Below are 21,420 nucleotides of genomic sequence, written 5' to 3' on the forward strand. Positions count from 1 at the left end.
AGAAAGGCTTCGAGTCCAGAGATCTCTCAGATCACGGGTAATTCACCCAGTTTTGTTTGTTGTTGCTGGCGTTGGCCGCGTTGCCGGTGTTGTTGATGATGCGGTTGATCGTCCCTTTTCCGCCGAGCGACACGGTCACCATGTTGTGGAAGCGCACACCGGAGGTATCCGGCACCTCGAAGGCCCGATCTGCGACGACGCTCGGGTTGGTGTTGAAGAAGCAATAGCTGCCCAGGCCCCACGCTTCGTGCGACGTCACGGAATTGGCCACTTTGTAGGCGGCATAGCCCCGGGTCGAGCCGTTCATCCAGGCGGATTGGTTCGGCGGATCGTAGGGCATCTCGTTTTGGTAGAAGTACGTCCGGCCGCCGTTGCCGTTCCAGATGGTCTGGTACTTCTTGTAGTGCTCGACGAAGAGGCCATACGTCGTCACATTGTTACCATTGACGATGAGCCCCGTGTCCGCGGTGTTCGTGTCCCAGCCGACTCCGTCCGTGTGATCGGCGCGCCAGAGCCAGAGGTGATCGGCAATCACGTTGTTGCTGTTGATCACCAGGCTCGTGGTGGCCCGACCCACGCCACCGCCACCGATGCGGACGAACACATCGTGCAGCGAGGTCGGGTTCGAGGCGTGGCTCACGCTGTTCGTCGAGGGGCCGACTTGCATGAGCAAGGGCGAATTGGTCGGGGCGGCGTCGAGGAGGAGTCCCGCGATCTTCACGCCGTCCACGTCGGCCACGCTGATGGCCATGATTCCGTTGTCCGGAACCAGGGTGGCGAGGCCGAGGCCGAGAACGACGGTGTCGGCGCGGTTGACGCGAATCGTGTCACTCAAGTGGTAAATGCCCGGGGTAAACAGCACGTGTTTGCCCTCAGCCATCGCGCTGTTGATCGTGGCCGCGGAAACACCCGGCTTCGCAATGTAGAATTGGCTCAACGGAATGGAGGCGCCCGCCGGCGTGCCGCTTCCCCAGGTGATGCCCTGCGAATTGTTGCGCAGGCTCGGGACGAATACGTTGTACGCGCCCGCCGAATCCACGTAGAGAAACGGCTTCTCGCGAACCACGGGCGTTTGCCCCACCACGGTGAACGGCGGATTGGGGTATTGCCCGGAAGGCGCATTGACGACGCCAACGAACACCATGTTCCAATTGGAGCCGTTCCAGCTTCCCCAGGTCGCATTGCGCGAAAGCCACTGCTGCTGCGAGCCGGAGCGCACCTGGCCGTCGATCTTCGAATCGGCGATGAAGCCTCCGCTCGCCCACCCGCCGTCGTCGAGCACCAGATCGCCCCGCACGTGCATGCGGCGGTACGGTGCGGCTTGGGAGACAGCCCACCGGTCGGCGCCCCCGTTGGGCGTCACGGACAGGTTTTCCGCGGCGCGCCAGAAATTGTGCGTCGCGTTCTGCGGGGGGAACCAGTCCGCCTCGACGTGCACCGCCCCATTGATGGTCACATTGTCGGGCGAAAGGCCCAACCCGAGAACCTGCGTGTAAAAGCCGACGTTGACATCGACATTGTACGTGCCCGGCTTGAAGACGACGGCGTAGCGCCCCGAGCCAAATTGGGCCTGCTCCTGCTGACTGAAAATCGAATTGAGGCGGCTCTGAATCGTCGACGCGGACATCGACGGGTCGAAGATCACCACGTTGGGACCGAAATCCGGCTGCCCCGGTGCCGGGCCCCCGACCTTGGTCAGGTTGAAGGCCTGCGCGCCGGAGCCATTGCAGGTCGCTTGCTGCAATTGCACGCTGTCGGCGGTGGACGCTCCCGGCACGTCGAGGCACTTGCCGCTATTGCGGTTGACGAAGTGGTAGGCGCCGCTGGACTCTTTGACCGGCTGCCATTGCTGGTTGTTTCCGTTGCTGTACGTCCACAATTGAATGGGCGCACCATCGGCCGTGGAGACATCGGTCACGTCCCATGCTTGCGCGGTGCTGTTTCCGCTGCCTACCTGGAAATAGCCGCCGCTCGTGGCCTGAAATAGCCACGACTGCGAAAGTGTACTGTTGCAGGAATACTGTTGCACCGCCGTGCCATTGGCCGTGCCGGCGCTTCGCGCGTCGACACACTTGCCATTGTTGACATTCGTGACGGTGTACGACGACCCGGAGGAGACGTCGTCCGCACTGGCCGGATGGGAAGTTCCCAACGTCACCGCGGTGGCGGCCATGGTGAGTGAGGTCACGCCTACGGTGCGAATTCGGGGGCGACGCCTGGATTTCACGAGTCCAGCATTCATGGGGGCCTCCTCAGGGGCGCAAAGGTGCGCGTTCATTAGGAATATTTCCTAACGAATTAATGATGACGCGTAACCTTATTCAAATCGCCGCAAAGGTCAACGGCGGGGTGAACAGGATGAGTCATCTTGTCCCACCCGCCATTGACGCAAAGCGCAATTTGAGAGAGCGCCCACATGCCGGAACGGGAAATCCGCGGGCTGGCGTGGTTGCGACAGCCGATGCGTTCCGCATTCAATGTGTGCGGCATGGATCACGGCGGCTCGCCCGGCTCGGGGTTGCCGCTCACCGTGGCATTCGTCGACGCGAGGACGCCGATCGCCAGCAAAGAAAAAGCAATTATCCAATATCGAAATAGCAATCACGAATGGTCTTCGTGCACCGCTCCGCCGTCCCTCGAGAATCGCAAGGACGGTCAAGCGGTGGGCCGGGGGCCGTCGTAGGCTCTTCTCCGTGAAGAACGTGAAGACAGAGACCCGATCTTTCTACCAAGCCGCGGTGGAGCGAACCGTGCTCCGCATCGCCGAAACCCTGGACGAAGCGCTCGATTTGGCGGCGCTCGCACGGGGGGCGGCGCTGTCACCGTTTCATTTTCACCGCATCTTTCGCGGCATGGTGGGCGAGACACCGCTCGAGATGCACCGCCGCCTGCGACTCGAGCGTGCCGCATGGCAGCTGCTCGAACGCGACACGGCCATCACGACGATCGCGTTCGAGGCCGGCTACGAAACGCACGAGGCGTTCACGCGCGCGTTTCGGCAGGCCTATGGCAATCCGCCCTCGGCGTTTCGGTTGAACGCAGCCGGCGTCCGTGCGGGATGCGAGCGCCCGCAGCAGATCGAGCTCGCCGCACGGTCCGGAGTCCACTTCCGTCACGAAGCCCCGACGCCATCCCTCGTTCGATTCCTCATAGGAGAAGCCATCATGAACGTCACCATCGAAGAAATGCCCGAATTCCGCCTTGCCACCGTCCGCCATGTCGGCCCGTACCACCGCATTTCCGAAGCGTTCGCGCGCCTCGGCGCGCTCGCGGGGCCGGCCGGTCTCTTTCAGGGGCCGCCCCCGAAGATGCTCGCCATCTACCACGACGACCCGGAAACGACGGCACCCGAGAACCTTCAATCCGACGCCGGTCTCACCGTCACCGCGGGCGTGCGCGTGCCCGATGGCACCGTCGAGATGACCATCCCTGCGGGGCGCTATGCCCATGCGACGCACGTCGGGCCCTACACGGAATTGGGCGATGCGTGGAACCGCTTGATGGGCGGCTGGCTCCCGCAAAGCGGCCACCGCGTGGGCGACGGGCCGACGTACGAGGTGTACCGCAACAACCCGACGAACGCGGCGCCGCACGAGCTCATCACCGATCTTTACCTGCCCGTGGCTTGAACTTAACACCTAGGCATTGACCTAAGTATCATCCCACCGCATAGTTAGGTTCATGCCTAACCATTGCGGAACAGCGCTTGGCTCTGGCGCCGCGTGAACGAGACCTAGCCATGAGCCAAACCATCGAGCTCGATCGCGTGTTTCACGCCCTGGCCGATCCGACACGGCGGGCGGTTCTTCAACGGCTGAGCGGCGGGGGCGCCGCCGTGAGTGAGCTGGCCGCGCCCTTCGAAATGGCGCTGCCATCCTTTCTTCAGCACCTCAAGGTGCTCGAAGGCTGCGGCTTGGTGCGCTCGCAGAAAAGCGGCAGAATCCGGACCTACGAGCTCTCGCCCGAGCCACTTCAGGCCGCCGAAGGGTGGATGGTGGACCAGCGCAAGCTGTGGGAGCGCCGCCTCAATCAGCTCGATCGGTACCTCGAAGAATTGAAGCCCCTCATGGATGCCAAACGAAAGAAGGAAAAGCGATGACGATCGACACCACGTTGGACCTGGTTCTGGAGCGAATGGTCGATGTACCGCCCGAGTTGGTGTGGATGGCCTGGACGCAGCCCGAGCACGTCAAAAAGTGGTTCACCCCCGCCCCCTGGACCACCATCGAGTGTGAAATCGATCTGCGTCCCGGCGGCCTTTTCCGCACCGTGATGAGTTCCCCCGAGGGTGAGAAACATCCGAACTTCGGCTGCTATTTGGATATTGTCCCGAATCGAAGGTTGGTGTGGACCGACGCCCTCGAAGCGGGATTCCGCCCCTCCCGGCACACGGCCCATCTCGGCTTTCGCTTCACCGCCGCGATCCTCCTCGAGCCGCATGGGGCGGGCACCAAGTACGTCGCCCACGTGATGCATAGCGACAAGGAGTACCGCGACAAACACGAGACCATGGGCTTCTTCGATGGCTGGGGCACCGCCACCGACCAACTCATGGCCCACGCGAGGACGTTACGCGTCTAGTATCCGGGCGATCAAAGGGCAGGGATGGCTCGAGGGCTTTGGTGCTTGCGCGCGCGCAGGAGCATGTGACCGAAGAATCCTTGCTCGAACACGAAGCGCAAATGCTCGCTTCCGGTGGTGAATTTGCGGAACGTGGACCTGCCCTCGCTCGTCTTCATGAGCGCATCTCGGACTTCGAGCGCACGTTGCTCCCAGCGGTCCATCGATGGTTTGACGTGCTCGGACAAATCGATGAGCTCCACCGTCCGAAAGCCGGCTTGATGGCAATGCATAGCGTACGTCCCGGGATTGCGCATGTGAATGCCCGGCCCCCAGGCAAACTTCATCGGGACCAGGCGCGGGCCGTTCATGAGCATGAATGCGATGTGGCCGGCGAGGTCCTTTCGCGCCACGGGATCGGTGATCACCAACCTGCCGCCGGGCTTGAGCACCCGTAGTGACTCCCGCATGAGCGCCAGCAGGTCGCGAACGTGGCACGCCGTTTCCATGATGAAGACCATGTCACACGACTCCGCGGGAAGGCCCGTGCGGAGGGCGTCGGCCACCACGAATTCGAAGGCGTCGCCCCGTCCGACCGCGTTTTTTCGGGCAAGCTCGATTCCCCGCGCGCTGGTGGAAATCCCGGTGACCCGACAACCGAACTTCTCGTGCAGGTAGATGGCGGCGCTGCCCGACCCGCACCCCACATCGAGGACATGCGAGTGTTTGCCCAACCCACAGCCGGCAACGGCGAAATCGACCATGCCGACGGTAGCCTTGGCCAGCGAATCATCCTGGTTGGCAAACAAGCCAAAGTGCATGTGGTCACCCATCACGAGATGGGTGGCATCGGTGGTGAGATCGTAATGTTTGGCAACGGCATCGACAGCATGCGTTCGGCCTTCGAATGTGCGTTCCTTGCTCATACATGCTCTTTGAAGCAGTGGACATGCCAACCGAAACGTGCACTCCGAATCCGGCGCGGTCGGCGCGTGGGCTTCAATTCGTGCATACGGTTCGTTCATACAATTTGAATCATCGAGGGCGGGCTCCGCCCATTTCCAAGGGCGCCAAGGGTTCGATTTCGACGGCTCGCCACGTGCTAGACCGCGCCACATCATGACAGGATACGTGTATCTGGGGCTTGCGATTGCGTGCGAGGTGGTCGCAACGTCGGCCTTGAAGGCTTCGGGCGAGTTCAAGCAAGTTGGACCTTCGCTCCTCGTTCTGTTTGGCTATGGGGGCGCGTTTTACTTCTTGTCCAAAACGCTGCAATCCATCCCCGTCGGAGTCGCCTATGCCATTTGGAGCGGGGTGGGAATCACGCTCGTGACCCTCATCGCCGCCATGCTGTACCGGCAAAAGCCCGACTTGCCCGCCATCATGGGCATGCTTCTCATCGTTGCAGGAGTGCTCGTCATTCAGCTCTTTTCGCGAAATGCCGGGCACTGATGGCGACGAGACGCTTGGCGGCCCCGATCCAATCCGCCTCGCGCGGTTCGCTCGCGTGGCTTCGCGCGGCGACGACACCCGATACGCCCAGCGGATAGGTGCGCGGGGCGACGCGTGAATTCCGCCGGATCCGCAGTTTGAGCTCGTAGGCAATTCCCAAGCGTCCCATCGAGCCGGAGGGCCTACGGAATTCCTCGCTGCCGGCAAGCCGTTGGACGCGCCCGTCGCCCGAGACCATCACCACGTCCTTGACGGTCTCCCGCACGTCGAAGCCGTGCGATGCGACGGTGGCGCGCAGTTCCTCGATGTCGACGCCGGCCCCTACGGTGATGGTGCCTTTTTCCTCGAAGCGATAGTGGCGGCACGAGGCCATCGAGATGTGCAGCTCGCCGGTCGGCGGACTCGAGGTGCCGTTCGTGGAGAGACCACATTCGTGGATTCGAATGGGAATACGATGCAGATTTGCCCATGCGACCGCCAAACGAAGGGCTCGAAGGTCCGTCGGTTCGACGGCATAGTCACCTGAAATGCTCCGTCGCGGGACCAGCGGGGAATCGCCCATGGGAACGTCGTCGACGTCGTGAGGCTCGAATGCCGCTTCCGAAATCGACTCGGCGCCGTAACCACGATTTCCGATTTCGCCGCGGTGTCGCCATCCCGACCACGCCGTCCGGGCATGCCGTGCAACGAGTCGTACGACGCCGGTCGCGTAGGCGATCATGTCTCCTCCATGAAGGCGAGTTGCTCGATCAAACGTGCCGCCATCTCGTCCGCGTCCCCGGACTCGACCGGGACCTCCGAGGGTGGAGCGTCGGTCGCCCATTCGAAGTCCAGCGGGATGAAATGCGTCATGAGTCGATCGGAGAGCTTTTCCAGGGTTGGGTAGTTGAAGACGAGCGTCGCGGGCAGGGCGATCCCAAGCCCTGATTGCAGCCGGTTCTTGAGCTGCAGCGAGGCGAGCGAGTCGATCCCCATCTCGGTGAACTCCTGTCGAGGATCCACGGCGTCCGGAGAAGCCAGGCCGCGCATCCAAGCGACGTGCTCGCGAACGTAGTCGAGGAGCATCGGTTTGCGCTGCGGCGGGGCCGACACCTCGAGCTTGGAGAGGAACGTGCCCCGCACCGGTGCTTCGTCGACCGATTTCGTGGGCGTGAGATCCGCGATGTAGGGCGCGGGCCGGTCCCCGCCGAAGGCGCGCCAATCGATGGGTGCCACGCCAATCTGCACCGCGCGGGTCGCCAGAAGAAACTCGAGCGCTCGCAGCCCTTGCTGCTGCGGGATGGCGCCGAATCCGCGGGTGCGCGCCTGCTCCGTCACCTCGACGCGCGCGCCTGCGGTGCCGGCCCACACGCCCCAGTTGATGCTCGTGGCGGGAAGGCCCATGGCGTGGCGGTGGTGGGCCAACGCGTCGAGGAAGGCTGCCCCCGCGCAGTGGTTCGCCTGCCCCGCAGAGCCGAGAAGAGAGGCCACCGACGAGAACATGACGAAGTGATCGAGCGCCAGCCCGCGCGTCGCAAGGTGCAGGTTCCACGCGCCCCGCACCTTGGCGCGCAAGACCGTGTCGAATCGCTCCCAGCTTTGCTGGCGCAACACGCCGTCGTCGATGACGCCGGCCGTGTGGAACACGCCCCCGAGCGGCGCGTGGTCGCGGACCATGGACCGAAGGAGCGCTTCGAGCGGCTCACGGTCGGCGATGTCGATGGCGTGATGGTCGATCCGAACGCCGAGTGCGCGCAGGACGTCGAGGCGCTCGGACGCGCGCGGGCCAGGTGAACTTCGGCCGACCAAGACGAGCTGGCGCGCACCACGAAGCGCGAGCAGGCCCGCGGTGAGGAGCCCAAGCCGGCCCAGTCCTCCGGCAATGAGGTAGCTCCGATCGGACCGAACGATCTCCACGGAGGGAAGGCGGTGCACTCGCGCCCTGCGCAATCGGGCGACGAAGCGATCGCCACGGAACGCGACTTGATCGTCGGCCGAGGCGACGCGGCCGAGGACTTCGTTCACCAGGGAGGTGATCTGTCCCTTCTCGGTGTCCTTCGGATCGAGGTCGATGCATCGGCAGTCGATCTCGGACAGCTCGAGGGTGAGTGCCCTCGCCATGCCCCACAGCGGTGCCTGGGCGATGCCATCGAGCGGCGCAGCGTCGGGCCCCACGGACTGCGCGCCGCGCGTCACGAGCCACAAGCCGCCGGAGTAGCCGCGCCCGAGCAAGTACTGAATGAGTCGCAGCGCATCCCCCGTACCAACCGCGGTCGCTTGGTACAAGCCTTCCGCGTCGAGGGGTCCGCCATCGTCGAGCCCGCGCAGGTACACCACGTCCGAGATGCTGCTGGGTAGGTCGAGCGCACGGAGCCCCTCCCAGGTCACCAGGTGGCACGGGCGGCCCGCTGTTTCCAACGCACGCGCAAGCCGCTCGCCCATCCCGCGCCGGTCGGCGACGACGACGCACGCGCCCTCGGTGTGTGCCAACGGAGCGGTGAGCGCGAGCGGCTCCCACGCGCGCTCGTAGAGCCAGTCGTCGAACGAAGGCCCCGCGTTCAAGGCGCCGGGGTCGGTGCGCTGGAGCTCGAGTCCGTTCACGCTTGCGCGCAGGACGCCGTCCGCCCCGAAGATGTCCACGTCGGCGCGTAAGAGCTTTCTCGAAGGGTCCACGGGACGGACCGTGGCGTGGCTCCATCCGCCGCCATCGAGGGCGCCCCACGAGGCGAAGCTCTCGATGCGAACCGGCACGTAGAGATCGGCCAGCCCGGCATTGGGGTAGGCGGCACCAACGACCTGGAGAAAGGTGTCGAGCAAGGCGGGGTGCGCGACGTAGTGCTCGTTCACCTCGAGGGAGGCGGGCCGTTCGATGCGACCGAGAACCTCGTCCCCGTCGTGGAGCAATTCGGCGATCCCTCGGAACGAAGGACCGAATCCGACACCGCACTCCTCCGCCCGCGCGTAGTAATCGGCGGACGCGATCGCCTTGGTCATGCGTGAGGCGATGGTCGCGACATCGGGCCCTGCCACGATGGCCTCCGGGGCTTCCCCGACGGAGGCGGTCGCATGCAAGGTCCACTCACCTTCGCCGGTGGCGCGGCTGAACACGCGAACCTTCACGTCACCCGCCGCCGGACGCGAGACGGCGCATTGCACGGTGCGCGTTGCGTCGCCCGGGAAGGCCATGGCCTCGAGCAGGGTCAGATCGCGAAGGACGAGCGCCTTCGTACCGAGAACGCGTGCCCCAGCGGCCAAGGCCATCTCGACGAACGCCGTGGCCGGAAGCGTGGGCACGTCGAAAAGGCGGTGCTGCGCGACGAAGGGCGGCTCGTTCGAGCCGAGCGTCGCCTCGAAAACGATTTCCCCGGGCGCGAGGATCGAAAGCTCCACCTGCCGCCCGAGCAACGGGTGCTCGCGCCGGCGCGCGGCGATATCGCCAGCTCGCTGCAGTCCGGCGTTCTCCTCCCAATAGCGTTGCCGCTGGAACGGATACGTCGGAAGTGGGACCTTCGTGCGCGAATAGTCCGCGTCGAACGCCACCCAATCCACCGGCACACCGCGCACGAACAACTGCGCCAGACTTTCCGCCATTTGCGACCAGCCGCCGGCCTCGGGCCGGGCGCTCGGTACGAAGATGCCGTGATTCTCCGGCATGCAGCGCGCGGCCATGCCAAGCAGGGTGGCGTCGGGGCCGACTTCGACGAAGACCTGGAAGCCGTTCTCGTACAAGCCGGAGACACAATCGCCGAAGCGCACCGTCCTGCGCACCTGCCGGCACCAGTATTCCGGCGTGGCAATTTCGTCGGTGATGACTTGGCCGGTCATGCTCGAGAGGATCGGGAGCGATGGGCGCGCAAAGGTCATGCTCGAGGCCACGGCCAAGAGCTCCGGCAGTACCGGATCCATCAACGCGGAATGGGCCGCACGCGGGATGTTCAGCCGCCGCGGCTTGAGCCCTCGCTCGGCGAGGGCTCGCACGTAGGCGTCGATGTCGGCAGGGCGACCCGACAAAACGTGGTTGTCCGGGCCATTGATCGACGCGACGAAGATTTCCCATCCGCCCTCGTCGGCGATCCGCCGCAGCTCCGCCTCGGGGGCAAACACGGCGATGTTGCTGCCGGGCGGCGCGAGCTGGTGGATGAGGCGACCCCGATGAGCAGCGAGCTTCAAGCCGTCCTCGACGCTGAACACGCCCGCGATGCAGGCGGCCGCCAGCTCGCCGGTGCTGTGCCCGACCAAGGCATCGGGTACGATGCCCCAGGACATCCAGAGCTCGGCCAGCGCGTACTCCAGCGCAAAGAGTGCCGGCTGGGCGTAGTCGAGTCGATCGAGAAACCCGCCGTCATCGCCATCGGGGTAAAGCACGGAGACGAGGGACCGGTCCCAATGGGGGCGAAGAAGTTCGTCGAAGCGGTCGATGCGCCCGCGGAACGTGTGCTGCGTCTCGTAGAGCTCGCGCGCGGCACCAACGAGCCTGGAGCCCTGGCCGGAGAAGAGAAAGGCCACCTTCGGGGGACGCTTCGGCCCCATCTCGGAGCGCGCCAAGGCCACGTGTCCCTCGCCGCGCTCCGCCGCCGCGAGAATGTCCGCGGCTTCGCGCGGGTCGGCGGCAACGAGGGCGAGGCGGTGCTCGAACAGCGTGCGACCCGTATTGGCTGAAAAGCAGACATCGGGAAACGACGTGCCCTCGACCTCGAGCAGTGCCCGATAGCGCTCGGCGAGCTGCCGCAGGGCTGCATCGCTTCGTGCCGACAGCGCCAGCACGTGCCGGGATCGATCCACGTGCATGGCGTCGTGAACCACGCGCTCGGGTGCTTCCTCGAGGACGAGGTGCGCGTTCGTGCCGCCGATGCCGAAGGAGCTGACACCCGCACGGCGTGGCACGTCCGTGCTCGTCGTCCATGGTTGCGCCGCGCTCACCACGTAGAAAGGGCTTTCCGCGAAGTCGATTTCGGGATTCAACGCCTCGAAGTGCAGCGATGGCGGCAGGGTGCGATGCTGCAGCGCGAGCACCACTTTGATCACCGACGCGATGCCCGCGGCGCTGTCGAGGTGGCCGATGTTGCTCTTGACCGAGCCAATCGCGCACGCGCGCGGCGCGGCGGAGCCCGAGAAGACGCGGGCGAGGGCGGCCGCTTCGATGGGATCGCCGATCGCCGTGCCCGTACCGTGCGCCTCGATGTACGAGATCGAGCCTGCTTCCACGCCCGATCGGCGGTGCGCGGCCGCGATCACGTCCGCCTGACCATCGATCCCGGGCGCCATGAATCCGACCTTGCGGTGGCCGTCGTTGTTGATCGCGCCGCCCTTGATCACCGCGAGGACGCGGTCACCGTCGGCCTGTGCGCGCGCCAGTCGCTTCAGGACGACCACGCCGACGCCGCTTCCAGGCACCGTACCGCTCGCGCTCTCGTCGAATGGGCGGCAATGTCCGTCCTTCGAGAACACGCTGCCCTCTTCGTAACGGTAGCCGACCCGATGCGGAACCTTGAGGGCGACACCTCCGGCCAACGCCATCTCGCAGCTTCCCTGGAGCAACGCCTCGCAGGCTTGCACGATGGCGACGAGCGACGTGGAGCACGCCGTGTGCACGTTGACGCTCGGGCCCCGCAGATCGAGCTTGTAGGAAACCTGGGTCGCTAAAAAGTCTTTGTCCTGCGACACGAGGTCCTGAAAGAACTCGATGGGCTTCGTCAGATCGGGGTACGGGTACCGGTAGTGGCTCACGCTCTTACCGGCATAGACGCCCGTGCTGGCGCCGCAGTCTTCGGAGCGGTATCCCGCACTCTCCAGCGCTTCCCATGCGCACTCCAGAAAGAGCCGCTGCTGGGGATCCAGCCGCCGCGCTTCCCTGTCGGTCAGGGAGAAGAAGCCGGCGTCGAACTCGTCGTAGCCATCCAATACGGCGGAGGCGCGCACGTAGTTGGGATCCGAGAACGACGACGGGTTCACCCCCGCCGCGAGCAATTCCTCGTCGGTGAAGGTCGAAATCGATTCGACCCCCTGGACGAGGTTCTGCCAGAACTGCGCGATGTTGGGCGCGCCGGGCATCCGGCAGCTCATTCCGATGACGGCCACGTCGCGGTCGTCCGCAGGGAGAGCCGCGTGGACGTCTTGGCGTGGCTTCCCTTCGGGGCGCGGTCCCTTTCTCTCGGCAACGTGCCGCGCGAGAAAGCGCACCGTGGGATTGCCGAACAGCTCGACGATGGGAACCTTGATGCCCAGTGCGTCGCCGAGTTTGACGTGCAGTTGCACCAGGTGGATGGAGTTCGCCCCGAGCTCGAAGAAGTTTCGCTCGGGGTGGACGTGCGACAGGCCAAGCACCGACTCGACGACCTCGGTCACCTGCGCCTCGATGGACCGGCTGTCCGCAGGAGCCGCCGTCCGTACCGGTGCCTCGAGCTCGAGGCTCGGGAGCGCGCGCCGGTCGACCTTGGCGTTCGCCGTCAGCGGCAGCGCCTCGAGAACGCGGAAGATCGCCGGGACCATGTGCTCGGGCAGCTTGCGCCCGAGCAACTCGCGCAGCCGCGCGGTATCGATCCCGGCGCGCGCCTCGGCAGGCACGACGTAGGCGACGAGCCTCTTGTCGTGGTGCTCTCCGACGGCGCTCACCACGGCCGCACGCACGCTCGACTCCTGCAGCAGCGCGGCCTCGATCTCACCCGGCTCGATGCGCTGCCCGCGGATCGAGAGTTGGAAATCGACCCGCCCGAGGAACTCGATGGTACCGTCGGGCAGGTAACGCCCGAGATCGCCGGTGCGGTAGATCCGTTCTCCGGTTCGCGGATGGGTCGTGAACTTCGCCGAGCCCGCCCCTGCCCCCACGTAGCCATGGGCCACACCGATGCCCGCGCAACATAGTTCGCCCGGCACCCAGACGGGACGCTCCTCGAGTTGCTCGTCCAGGACGTAGTACTTCGTGTTCGCGATGGGCTTTCCATAGGGAATGCTGCGGCGCTTTTCATCGTCCAACGTGATGGGGTGCGCGACGTTCCACAACGACGTCTCCGTGGGACCGCCGACGCTGACGACCGTGACATCGCGGAACTGGGCGCGAACGCGCGCCGGCATGGTGACGGGCACCCAGTCACCGCCGAACATCGCGAGGCGAAGCGGGCATGCGATCCGTCCGCCACCTCCCTCGAGGTGCGTCAGGAGCATCTCCATCATCGCGGGCACCGTGCTCCACACCGTGACCCCCTCGCGGTTCATGAGCTCCGCCCAATGCGAAGGATCCCGCCGCGCGTTCGCGTCGGGCATCACGATCGTTCCGCCGGCGCTCAAGGTGCCGAAGATGTCGTACACGGAGAAGTCGTGGTGCAGCGCGCTCAGGGCGATGACGCGATCGTCGGCGCCGATGCCAAAACGGCGATTGGTCCACTCGATGGCGTTGACCATGCCCTGATGGCTCAACATCGCGCCATTCGGCACCCCCGTCGATCCCGACGTGTAGAGGATGTGCGCGAGATCCATGGGCCGCGCCGCGGGCGGCACGGGGAGATCGCTCTGGCCACCGAAGGCATCCGGCGTCACCACAAGCACCTGGGCACCCGGCGGCTGCAATCGGTCCGCGAACTTCGGCTGGGTCACCACCAGCTTCGCGTGGCCATTCTCCATCATGTAGAGACGGCGCTCGTCCGGAAGCGCCGCATCGATCGGCAAGTACGCCGCGCCCGAGGCAAGAACGCCCACGGCGGCGACGACCTGTTCCCAGCCTTTCTCCATCACGATGGCGACCACGCCGCCCGACGCCGCACCATGCGCGCGCAGTGCGTGCGCCAGACGGTTCGCACGGCGCGCCAGCTCGCCGTAGGTCAGCGAAACGTGGCGCGAGGCCAGCGCGCGCGCCTCGGGGCACGTGGCGGCATGCCGGAAGAACGCGGAGTGAAGCAGATCACCGCTCGGCGGGACTTCGACGCCGTTGATCTCCGCGAGGAGTGCGCGCTGCCTCGGAGGCATCGTGTCGACGGACGTCTCGTCCCATACGCCGTCGTCGTCGGCGAGGCGGCGCAAGAGCGCGACGTAACTTCCGAACATGTCGTCGACCATGCCGGGTGGAAAGAGCTCGGCGACGACGTCCCAGTTGAGAAAGACGCAATCGCGCTGGTAGACGATCTGGTGATCGATCCAGACCTGAGGAGTCTGCGTCAGCGCGAAGGTCAACTCGCCGAACTCGCGCGCCAGGAAATCGACCCAGTGCGAATCGCCGGCCCCTGCATGGGACGCAAAGCTCGTGAGCACGACGGGCATGATCGCGCCGGCGATCCTCCCTTGCGCCTTGAACAGCTCGCGAAGGAGCTCCACCCCGCTGATCTCGCGGTGCTCGAGTGCAAGCAGGAGCTGCTCCCGGATGGCCCGGGCCCGCGCCACGAAGCTGCGATCCGTTCGATGGTCCACCTCGACCAAGGTGAAGCTCGCGAAGGTGCCGACGACGTCGGTGATCTGCGGGTGCAGCGGAAGGCGATTGAAATGGGGTACGTTGATGGTGAAACGCGGGCTCTTGCTCCAGCGAGCGAGGATCTCGGCGTAGGCGGCGAGCAAAAGCTCGGGCTCGGTCAGGCCGTGGGCGCGGGCGCGCGTCTTCAGCCGCTGCCACACGTCGACCTCGATGCGATCGAACCAACGCTGGAAGCGTGGGCGCGGCAGCGTGCTCGGATCGCGCTCGAGCGGGAGATCCGGTGCGGGCGGCAACGTTGTCAATCGCTCGCGCCAATAAGCGAGGGACCTCTGGTAATTCACGCCGCCGCGAAGGCCGTTCACGGCGAGCGCATAGTCGCGGAACGACATTCCGAACTGCGCCGGTTCCAGGCTCGTGTTCGGCTGCTTGTAGAAGTGCACGAGCTCGCGGTAAAGGATCTGAAAACTGTATCCATCGATGAACGTCCCATCGATGCTCATGAAGAGGCGCGCGCGCCCTGCGTCGAGAAGGCACACGCGGAGCTCGAACGTGGGCCATGCTTCGAGACTGAAAACCTGATGGGAAAGTCGGTCGCGTACCGTGCGGAGCCTTGCCTCCACCGCCTCGCCATCGCTGCCGCGAAGGTCCTCGATGGGGATTCGGTAACGGGGTACCGATGGAAGGATCCGCTGCTCGAAGCCCGGGAGGGCCACGGCACGCAGCATCTCGTGTCGTTGGACCAGCAGGTTCCACGCTTCTTCGAAGCGCGGGACGTCGAGCTCGCGGCAGTCGATCTCGTTGTACGCGTGCATGGCCGCGCTAAGCTCGAACTCGGCGTTGCGGCCGACGTAGTAAGCCTGCTGAATCTCGGTCATCGGGAAGGGCTCGTAGCGCTCCTCCGGTCGATGCACGATCTGCGGCAGCGGGGCGGCGCGCGGGGTGGCCTGCTCGCGCAGCAACCCGAGGAGCGCGGGTTTGTGCGCGACGAGTTGCTCGTGGAGGTCGGGGGGGATCTCGCCCGACGGCGCCTCGACGGCCAGATCATCGCCATCGGGCCATAAGGTGATGCCCTGCTCGGCCAAGACTTGGAGCAATTCACCAACGTTCATATCCGGATCCTCTTCGACTCGTTGCGGGCCTTCGGGGCCGTTGCAAGCACGCTGGCGGCAGCCAGGTGCTGGAGAAGTTCGTTCGCCAGCCCCGCGATGGTGCTCTCATCGACGAAGCTCATGAGCGGCAGGTTCACCTCGAGCTGCTGCGTCACCAGATCACGCAGTTCGAGCGACATGACCGAATCGATGCCCAGCGTGACGAAGGGCGCGGTCACGGAAAGGCGCGCGGGGGCCACGCCGCACACGTCGCTGACCATGCTCTTCAAGTGCGTCTCGAGGAGGCGCTGGCGCTCGGGGCTCGCGACGGCGAGCAATTGATCGCGCATGCGAGCGGGCACTTGGTTCGGCATGTGGGCTCGTTCGCCGAGCAGCCGACGAAACAGGGACGATGTGGCCACGGTAGGATGGCTGCGGCACCAGGCCTCCGGATCCAGCGCAGCCACGCCGCGGGCCGCCAGGTGATCGGTGCCATCGAGAAGCGCTAACTCCATGGCGGCGAGCGCATCGTCGACGGACATGGGAAGCATGCCGCGATCGGCGAGGCGTTCTCCGCGCCGAGCGTCCGATGCAGCCATTCCTACCTCGCCCCAACTTCCCCATTGGATGCTGAGCGCCGTTTGGCCCCGGTGGCGCCGGAACCGTGCCATGGCATCGAGAAAGGCGTTGGCAGCAGCGTAATTGCCTTGTCCGGGGGCGCCGATCATCGCGGCGGTCGACGAGAACAGAACGAAGAAGTCGATCGAAGGCTCCGTGATGAGCGTGTGGAGGTTCCACGTGCCCTCCACCTTGGGCGCCATCACACGGGCGAAGTGGCTCGGTTCGAGCCGGAGCAGCGAACCATCGTCGAGCACGCCCGCGGCGTGAAAGACGCCGCCGAGGGGCGGGAGGGTTTCTCGGATGACGCGCAGCGCACCGGCAAGCGATTCCGAGCTACGGACGTCGACCTGGAAGGTCTCGATCCGGGCGCCCCCGGCCCTCAGGCGAGCCAGCTCGTCCTGCGCCACGGCCGTCGGTTCCTTGCGCGCGAGAAGGGCGAGATGACGCGCACCCTGCGCGACGAGCCACGCGGCGAGACGAAGGCCGATACCGCCGAAGCCTCCGGTTACCAGGTACGTACGGTCGGCGCGGAGACGAACCTGCCGGCCCGGGGCGCTTTCCCGGTTGCCACGCACGAGGGACGGCGCAAAGCAGCGCCCGTCGCGAAAGGCCACTTCGTCTTCGCGCATCGCACGTGCACGGATCACCGAGAGTACGTCACCTTCGGGGGTTGCGGCCGAAGCGGGATCCAGATCGATGCGCGTGCACCGGAGCTCGGGGTGCTCGTACGCGAGGACGCGCCCGAGACCCCAGAGGGGCGCTGCGGCGATCGCAACGGCGGGCTCGCGACCGGTCACCGTTTGCGCTCCGCGTGTGACCACGTAGAGCGACGGAGCCGCCGCTTTCGCAACCGATGCAACGGACGCAATGGATTGCACGAGCGACGCCACCGCCGCGGATTCGCCGTGCACTTTGGTGCGAAGTTCGTCCAACGTGTCGGGAGCATCGCCACACGACCAGACGATGATTCCCACCTGCGACGACGCCGTCGGGGAAAGCTCGCGAAGCCAACGGACGATCACCTCCGGGTTCGCGCCCGCGAGCGGCGCCACGAGCGCCGTACCACCGGCGGCCAACAAGGCGTTCACGAGCCCATCGACCTCCTCGGGCCGATCGGCCACGACGAGCCAATTTTCGCATGGCGAGCCGCCAGCCTCGAGTGACCCGATTTCTTTCCACTCGAGGTCGAAGAAGAGCCCGCGCAGCGCCGCGTCGTCCCTCGCGGCCTCAGGCTGCGTCTCCGCGCCATCCCACCAGTAGCGCTCACGCTGCCAAGGGTAGGTGGGCAGCGTCGCGGTTCGTCCACCGGGGTAGATATCTTCGAAGCGGACGGGAGAGCCCACGGCATAACGCCCGCCCAGGCGCATCAAAAGCCCGAGTCGCCCCTCGCCCTTCGGGGCGTCCTGAGACTCCTCGACTGGCACGGGCTCGGCGTCGACGCGACCGCGGAAGGTGCCCGGCATCTCGAGCCCCTGGGCGGCGGCACCAAGCAGCGAAGAAAACGCCTGCGCCGTGCTGGCGACGATGGCCAGCCGCTCGTCGTGGTGGGCGCGGCCGAGCGCCGCGGTGAAGCAAAGATCGTAGAGGCGCGCGTCATCTGGTTCCCCGCCGAACGTGCGCGCGTAGCGCGCGGCGAGTTGGCGCAACGCCTCCTCATTGCGCGCCGAGAGAACCAGGAGGAACGGCGGCTCGACCGCGGTCGGCTGCAGGTCCGCGTCCGCGTGGTGCGCCTCGAGGACGACGTGCGCGTTGGCACCGCTCATGCCGAACGAGCTCACGGCAGCGCGCTGTGGTCGCCCGGTACGCGGGAGAACGATGCACTCGCGCGCGACGGCAATGCCCGAGCCCTGCCATGAGAAAACCGGCGTCGGCTCGTTCACGTGGATGGCGGCCGGGATCTCGCCCGTTTGCAGGACCAGCACGGCCTTGATCAGGCCGGTGACCCCCGCCGCTGACTCGGCATGCCCGACATTGGACTTCGACGACCCGATCCACAAGGGTTCGGCCGGTGTGCGGGCAGCACCGTACACGCGGGACAAGCCTTGGAGCTCGATCGGATCGCCGAGCCGGGTGCCCGTGCCATGGGCCTCCAGGTAGTCGATGTCGCGTGCCTCCACGCCGGCACGCGCGAGCGCGAGCCGATAGAGCGCCTCCTGCGCGCGCGGGCTCGGCACCGTGAGGCCACCACTCGCCCCATTGTGGTTCACCGCCGATCCGCGGATGATCGCGAGGACGCGATCCCCATCACGCTCCGCGTCGCGAAGGCGCTTGAGGATCACCACGCCGCAACCTTCGCCCTGCACCATGCCGTCGGCGGCGCTGTCGAAGGCCCTGCACTGGCCATTCGGCGACAATGCCCCCGCCTTGGCGAGGAACACGCTCAGATGGGGCGACAGCACGAGCTTGACCCCACCGGCTATCGCCAGCTTCGATTCGCCCGCGAGCAAGCTCTGACACGCGAGGTGCACCGCCACGAGTGACGACGAGCACGCGGTATCGACGGCCATCGCCGGCCCTTCGAGCCCGAGGAAGTACGCGAGGCGCCCGGCCACGTAGCTCATGTCGACGCCCGTGGAATAGTGGGCGCCTACCTTGTCCGCATCGGACGTGCCGAGGTGCGCGTAGTCCTTTGCGTGGACTCCTGCGAAGACCCCCGTTTGCGTACCGCCGAGGCGGTGCGGGGAAATGCCGGCGTGCTCCAACGCCTCCCAGCTCACCTCCAGGAACAGGCGCTGCTGCGGATCGATCCCTTCCGCCTCGCGCCGCGTGATGTGGAAAAAGTCGGCATCGAACAGGTCGACACCGTCGATGAAGCCACCGCGCGGCAGATGCCCGTGCAATGCGCTTCGTCCCGCGGGGACCTCGCTCAGTGCCTCGCGCCCTTCCCAGAGGAGTTCGCGAAATCCATGAGGACCGTCCACCCCTCCCGGCAGCCGGCAGCCGACGCCGAGGATGGCGATCGCATCGTCGGCAGCGCGTGTCGCGGCGGCGAGCTTGCTCTGCAGCTTCGTGATCGTAAGCAAGGCTTGTTGAAGTGCGGTCAACTCACTCATGGCTCCACCTCGAGGCTGATCTCTTTCAGCTTTTGCGCGATTCGACGTTGCACTTCTTGCTCGGAGAGCTGGGCGATCTCCCGGGCAAGGGCCACTTCGTCCTCGGGCGCCGGGCTCGATGGCGGATCGAGCCGGGACAGCAACCATGCCGACAAGAGCTCGAGCCTGGGGAACTCGAAAGCGAGGGTTGGGGCCACCTCGATCCCGAAGGCGCGGGCAACGCGGTGCGTGAGCTCGAGCGCGCCAAGGGAGGTCAGCCCCAATTGAAAGAGCGTGCTCCGTCGCGTGTCGACGTGCACGGCGTCGATTTCCAACAGGTCGGCAATCTGTTCGCGGAGGAACCCAACGATGCGGTCCTCTCGCAGGTGGGCGGGGACGGCGTGAATGTCGAGGGCAGGGACATCGTTGTCCTTGCGTGATGCCCTCGGCGAGCGACTTACCTCGGCGGGCGTCAACCACGACGGCCAGAGAGGCTGACGGACGAAGGGAAAGACCGGCAATCCAACGCAGCGCCGTCCAACGCCCGACATCGCGGTGCGCGGGACGCGTGCCTCGGTGAGGTAGATGCCGGCAGCCGCCACGAGTTCCCCGGGCGAGCCATCCTCGGCAAACGTGCCCTGTACCGGCGCACGGGCGAATCGTTCGAGCTGCACCACGAGTCCCTGCGCGTCGCGCGCGACGAAGGCCGCACGGTGCGTGTGGTGCTTTCGCTTGAATGCGGCAGTATGGCAAACATCCGAGAGGGAGCCGCGCCTAGCCTCCCGAGGGCCATCGCGAAGAAAATCGCGAAACGCGACAACGTGCCGCTCGAGCGCCTCGCCCGTGTGCGCAGACAGCGCCAGCAGGAACCCCGGGTCTTCATCCGACGCCGGTGCGGCGGTATCCGGCGCCTCCTCGAGCACGAGAAAACCATTCGACCCCCCGAGCGACGTGGACACCACGCCCGCGCGACGCGGCGTGTCCCGATCGCGCGAGGGCCATGACTCCAAATGACTCTGGAGCGAAAGCCCCAGCTCGTCGTAGGCGATCTGCGGGTTGGGCACCTCGACGTGAATCGTCGGCGGCAACGTTCGATGGTGGAGCGCTAGCGAAACCTTGATGAGTTGCGCGACACCGGCCGCCGCTCCCAGGTAGCCGACGTTGTTGCTTACCGCGCCGAGCCGGCAAAGTGGCCGCCGCCGCGGATCGCCTAGCGCGCGTGCAATGGCTTCCGCCTCCAACGCATCTCCCTTGAGAAAAGCCGAGCCGTGCAAGTCGACGTAGTCGAGACTCGCAGCCTCTACGCCGCCATGCGCACATGCCTGGGCGATCACGTCCTCTTGCGCCGCGGCACTCGGCGCCATGATCCAGTCGTTGTGACCATTGTGATTGACCGCACTGCCGCGAATCACCGCGTAGACGCGGTCGCTGGGGTGGACGTCGGAAAGCCGTTTGAGCACCACCATCCCCGCCCCCTCCCCGCGCACGTATCCATCGGCCTCCGCATCGAGCGTCCGGCACCGCCCTTTGGCCGAGAGCACGCCCGCTTGGGAAAGCATGATGCTGCTGTCCGGCGAGAGCATCAGCTCCACGCCCCCCGCAATGGCCATATCGATTTCACCGAGCGCCAAACTGCGGCAGGCCTCGTGCAACGCGGAGGTCGACGAAGCGCAACCCACGCTCACGCACGTGCTCGGGCCGCGAAGGTCGAACGCGTACGAGATGCGATTGGCTGCGAACGAGGGCGTCGTGCCGAGAACTGCGTACCCGTCGAGGTTCGACCAGTCGCGGGTGAGCAGCCGCTGAAAATCACTGAAGTTGACGCCGACGAAAACCCCCGTCCGGCTGCCGCACAAATCGTCGAGTGGAATGCCGGCGTCTTCGAACGCGAACCAGGCCACCTCGAGGAGCAAGCGATGCTGCGGATCCATTTGGCGCATCTCCCGCTTCGGGAGGCGAAACGCCTTGGGGTCCGCCATATGCACATCGTCGAGAAGTGCGGCGCGACGGCTGCGGATCTTGCCCGGTGAATCCGGCGTGGGATCGTAAAGCTGGCCCATGTCCCAGCGCGAGTTGGGGATTTCGGCCGACGAATCGATGCCGCGGCACAATTGATCCCAGAGCGCCTTCGGCGAGTCGGCGCCGGAAAGGCGAAGTCCGATACCGACGATGGCCACCGGCGGGCGATTGCTAAATGGCATATTCGATCCTCATGTGAGCAAGGACCGAAAGAGCACCGGATATGCCAGACACCCGGCACGACCTGACGCGGTGAAAGACCAATTCCATC

The 21,420-nt window shown here is 65.8% G+C and carries 10 protein-coding genes; 4 read left to right on the forward strand and 6 right to left on the reverse strand.

Annotation, left to right across the window (positions count from 1 at the left end; genetic code table 11):
* Window positions 1-31: 31 nt before the first annotated feature.
* Window positions 32-2,242 carry an RICIN domain-containing protein gene (locus LVJ94_43325; protein ID WXB03725.1) on the reverse strand — a complete coding sequence of 737 codons (2,211 nt, stop codon included), beginning with the start codon at window positions 2,240-2,242 and terminating at the stop codon, window positions 32-34.
* 460 nt (window positions 2,243-2,702) lie between these two features.
* Between LVJ94_43325 and LVJ94_43330 the strand changes: the two genes are divergently transcribed.
* The 3 genes from LVJ94_43330 to LVJ94_43340 all read left to right on the forward strand — a co-directional run bounded on the left by LVJ94_43330 (window position 2,703) and on the right by LVJ94_43340 (window position 4,581).
* Window positions 2,703-3,629 carry an AraC family transcriptional regulator gene (locus LVJ94_43330; GenBank protein WXB03726.1) on the forward strand — a complete coding sequence of 309 codons (927 nt, stop codon included), beginning with the start codon at window positions 2,703-2,705 and terminating at the stop codon, window positions 3,627-3,629.
* Between the two features lie 110 nt (window positions 3,630-3,739).
* A complete protein-coding gene (locus LVJ94_43335) occupies window positions 3,740-4,099 on the forward strand; it encodes a metalloregulator ArsR/SmtB family transcription factor (GenBank protein WXB03727.1) in 360 nt (119 codons plus the stop codon).
* Window positions 4,096-4,581, forward strand: coding sequence for an SRPBCC family protein (locus LVJ94_43340; GenBank protein ID WXB03728.1), 486 nt, complete (start codon window positions 4,096-4,098; stop codon window positions 4,579-4,581). The genes LVJ94_43335 and LVJ94_43340 overlap by 4 nt, the downstream gene beginning before the upstream one ends.
* An 11-nt stretch (window positions 4,582-4,592) precedes the next feature.
* Here LVJ94_43340 and LVJ94_43345 read toward each other — a convergent pair whose 3' ends face one another.
* Window positions 4,593-5,486, reverse strand: a complete 894-nt coding sequence (locus tag LVJ94_43345) for a methyltransferase domain-containing protein (GenBank protein ID WXB03729.1) — start codon at window positions 5,484-5,486, stop codon at window positions 4,593-4,595.
* A 193-nt stretch (window positions 5,487-5,679) separates the two neighbouring features.
* Between LVJ94_43345 and LVJ94_43350 the strand changes: the two genes are divergently transcribed.
* Entirely contained in the window at window positions 5,680-6,012 is a 333-nt protein-coding gene (locus tag LVJ94_43350) for an SMR family transporter (GenBank protein WXB03730.1), read from the forward strand.
* On the opposite strand, the gene LVJ94_43355 is transcribed toward LVJ94_43350, so the two are convergent.
* The 4 genes from LVJ94_43355 to LVJ94_43370 are packed head-to-tail and all read right to left on the reverse strand — an operon-like array spanning window position 5,978 to window position 21,331.
* A complete protein-coding gene (locus tag LVJ94_43355; GenBank protein WXB03731.1) occupies window positions 5,978-6,733 on the reverse strand; it encodes an FAD-binding protein in 756 nt (251 codons plus the stop codon). The genes LVJ94_43350 and LVJ94_43355 overlap by 35 nt on opposite strands.
* The gene (locus LVJ94_43360; GenBank protein WXB03732.1) at window positions 6,730-15,498 is read right to left on the reverse strand and encodes an amino acid adenylation domain-containing protein; all 8,769 of its coding nucleotides are present in this window, start codon (window positions 15,496-15,498) and stop codon (window positions 6,730-6,732) included. Before LVJ94_43360 ends, LVJ94_43355 begins: the two co-directional genes overlap by 4 nt.
* Entirely contained in the window at window positions 15,495-19,151 is a 3,657-nt protein-coding gene (locus LVJ94_43365; GenBank protein WXB03733.1) for an SDR family NAD(P)-dependent oxidoreductase, read from the reverse strand. Before LVJ94_43365 ends, LVJ94_43360 begins: the two co-directional genes overlap by 4 nt.
* Window positions 19,148-21,331: a phosphopantetheine-binding protein gene (locus LVJ94_43370; protein WXB03734.1), complete on the reverse strand. Its 2,184-nt coding sequence runs from the start codon at window positions 21,329-21,331 to the stop codon at window positions 19,148-19,150. Before LVJ94_43370 ends, LVJ94_43365 begins: the two co-directional genes overlap by 4 nt.
* Window positions 21,332-21,420 lie beyond the last annotated feature (89 nt).

The sequence above is a fragment of the Sorangiineae bacterium MSr11367 genome (genome assembly GCA_037157805.1).
Classification (GTDB): domain Bacteria; phylum Myxococcota_A; class Polyangia; order Polyangiales; family Polyangiaceae; genus Pendulispora; species Pendulispora rubella.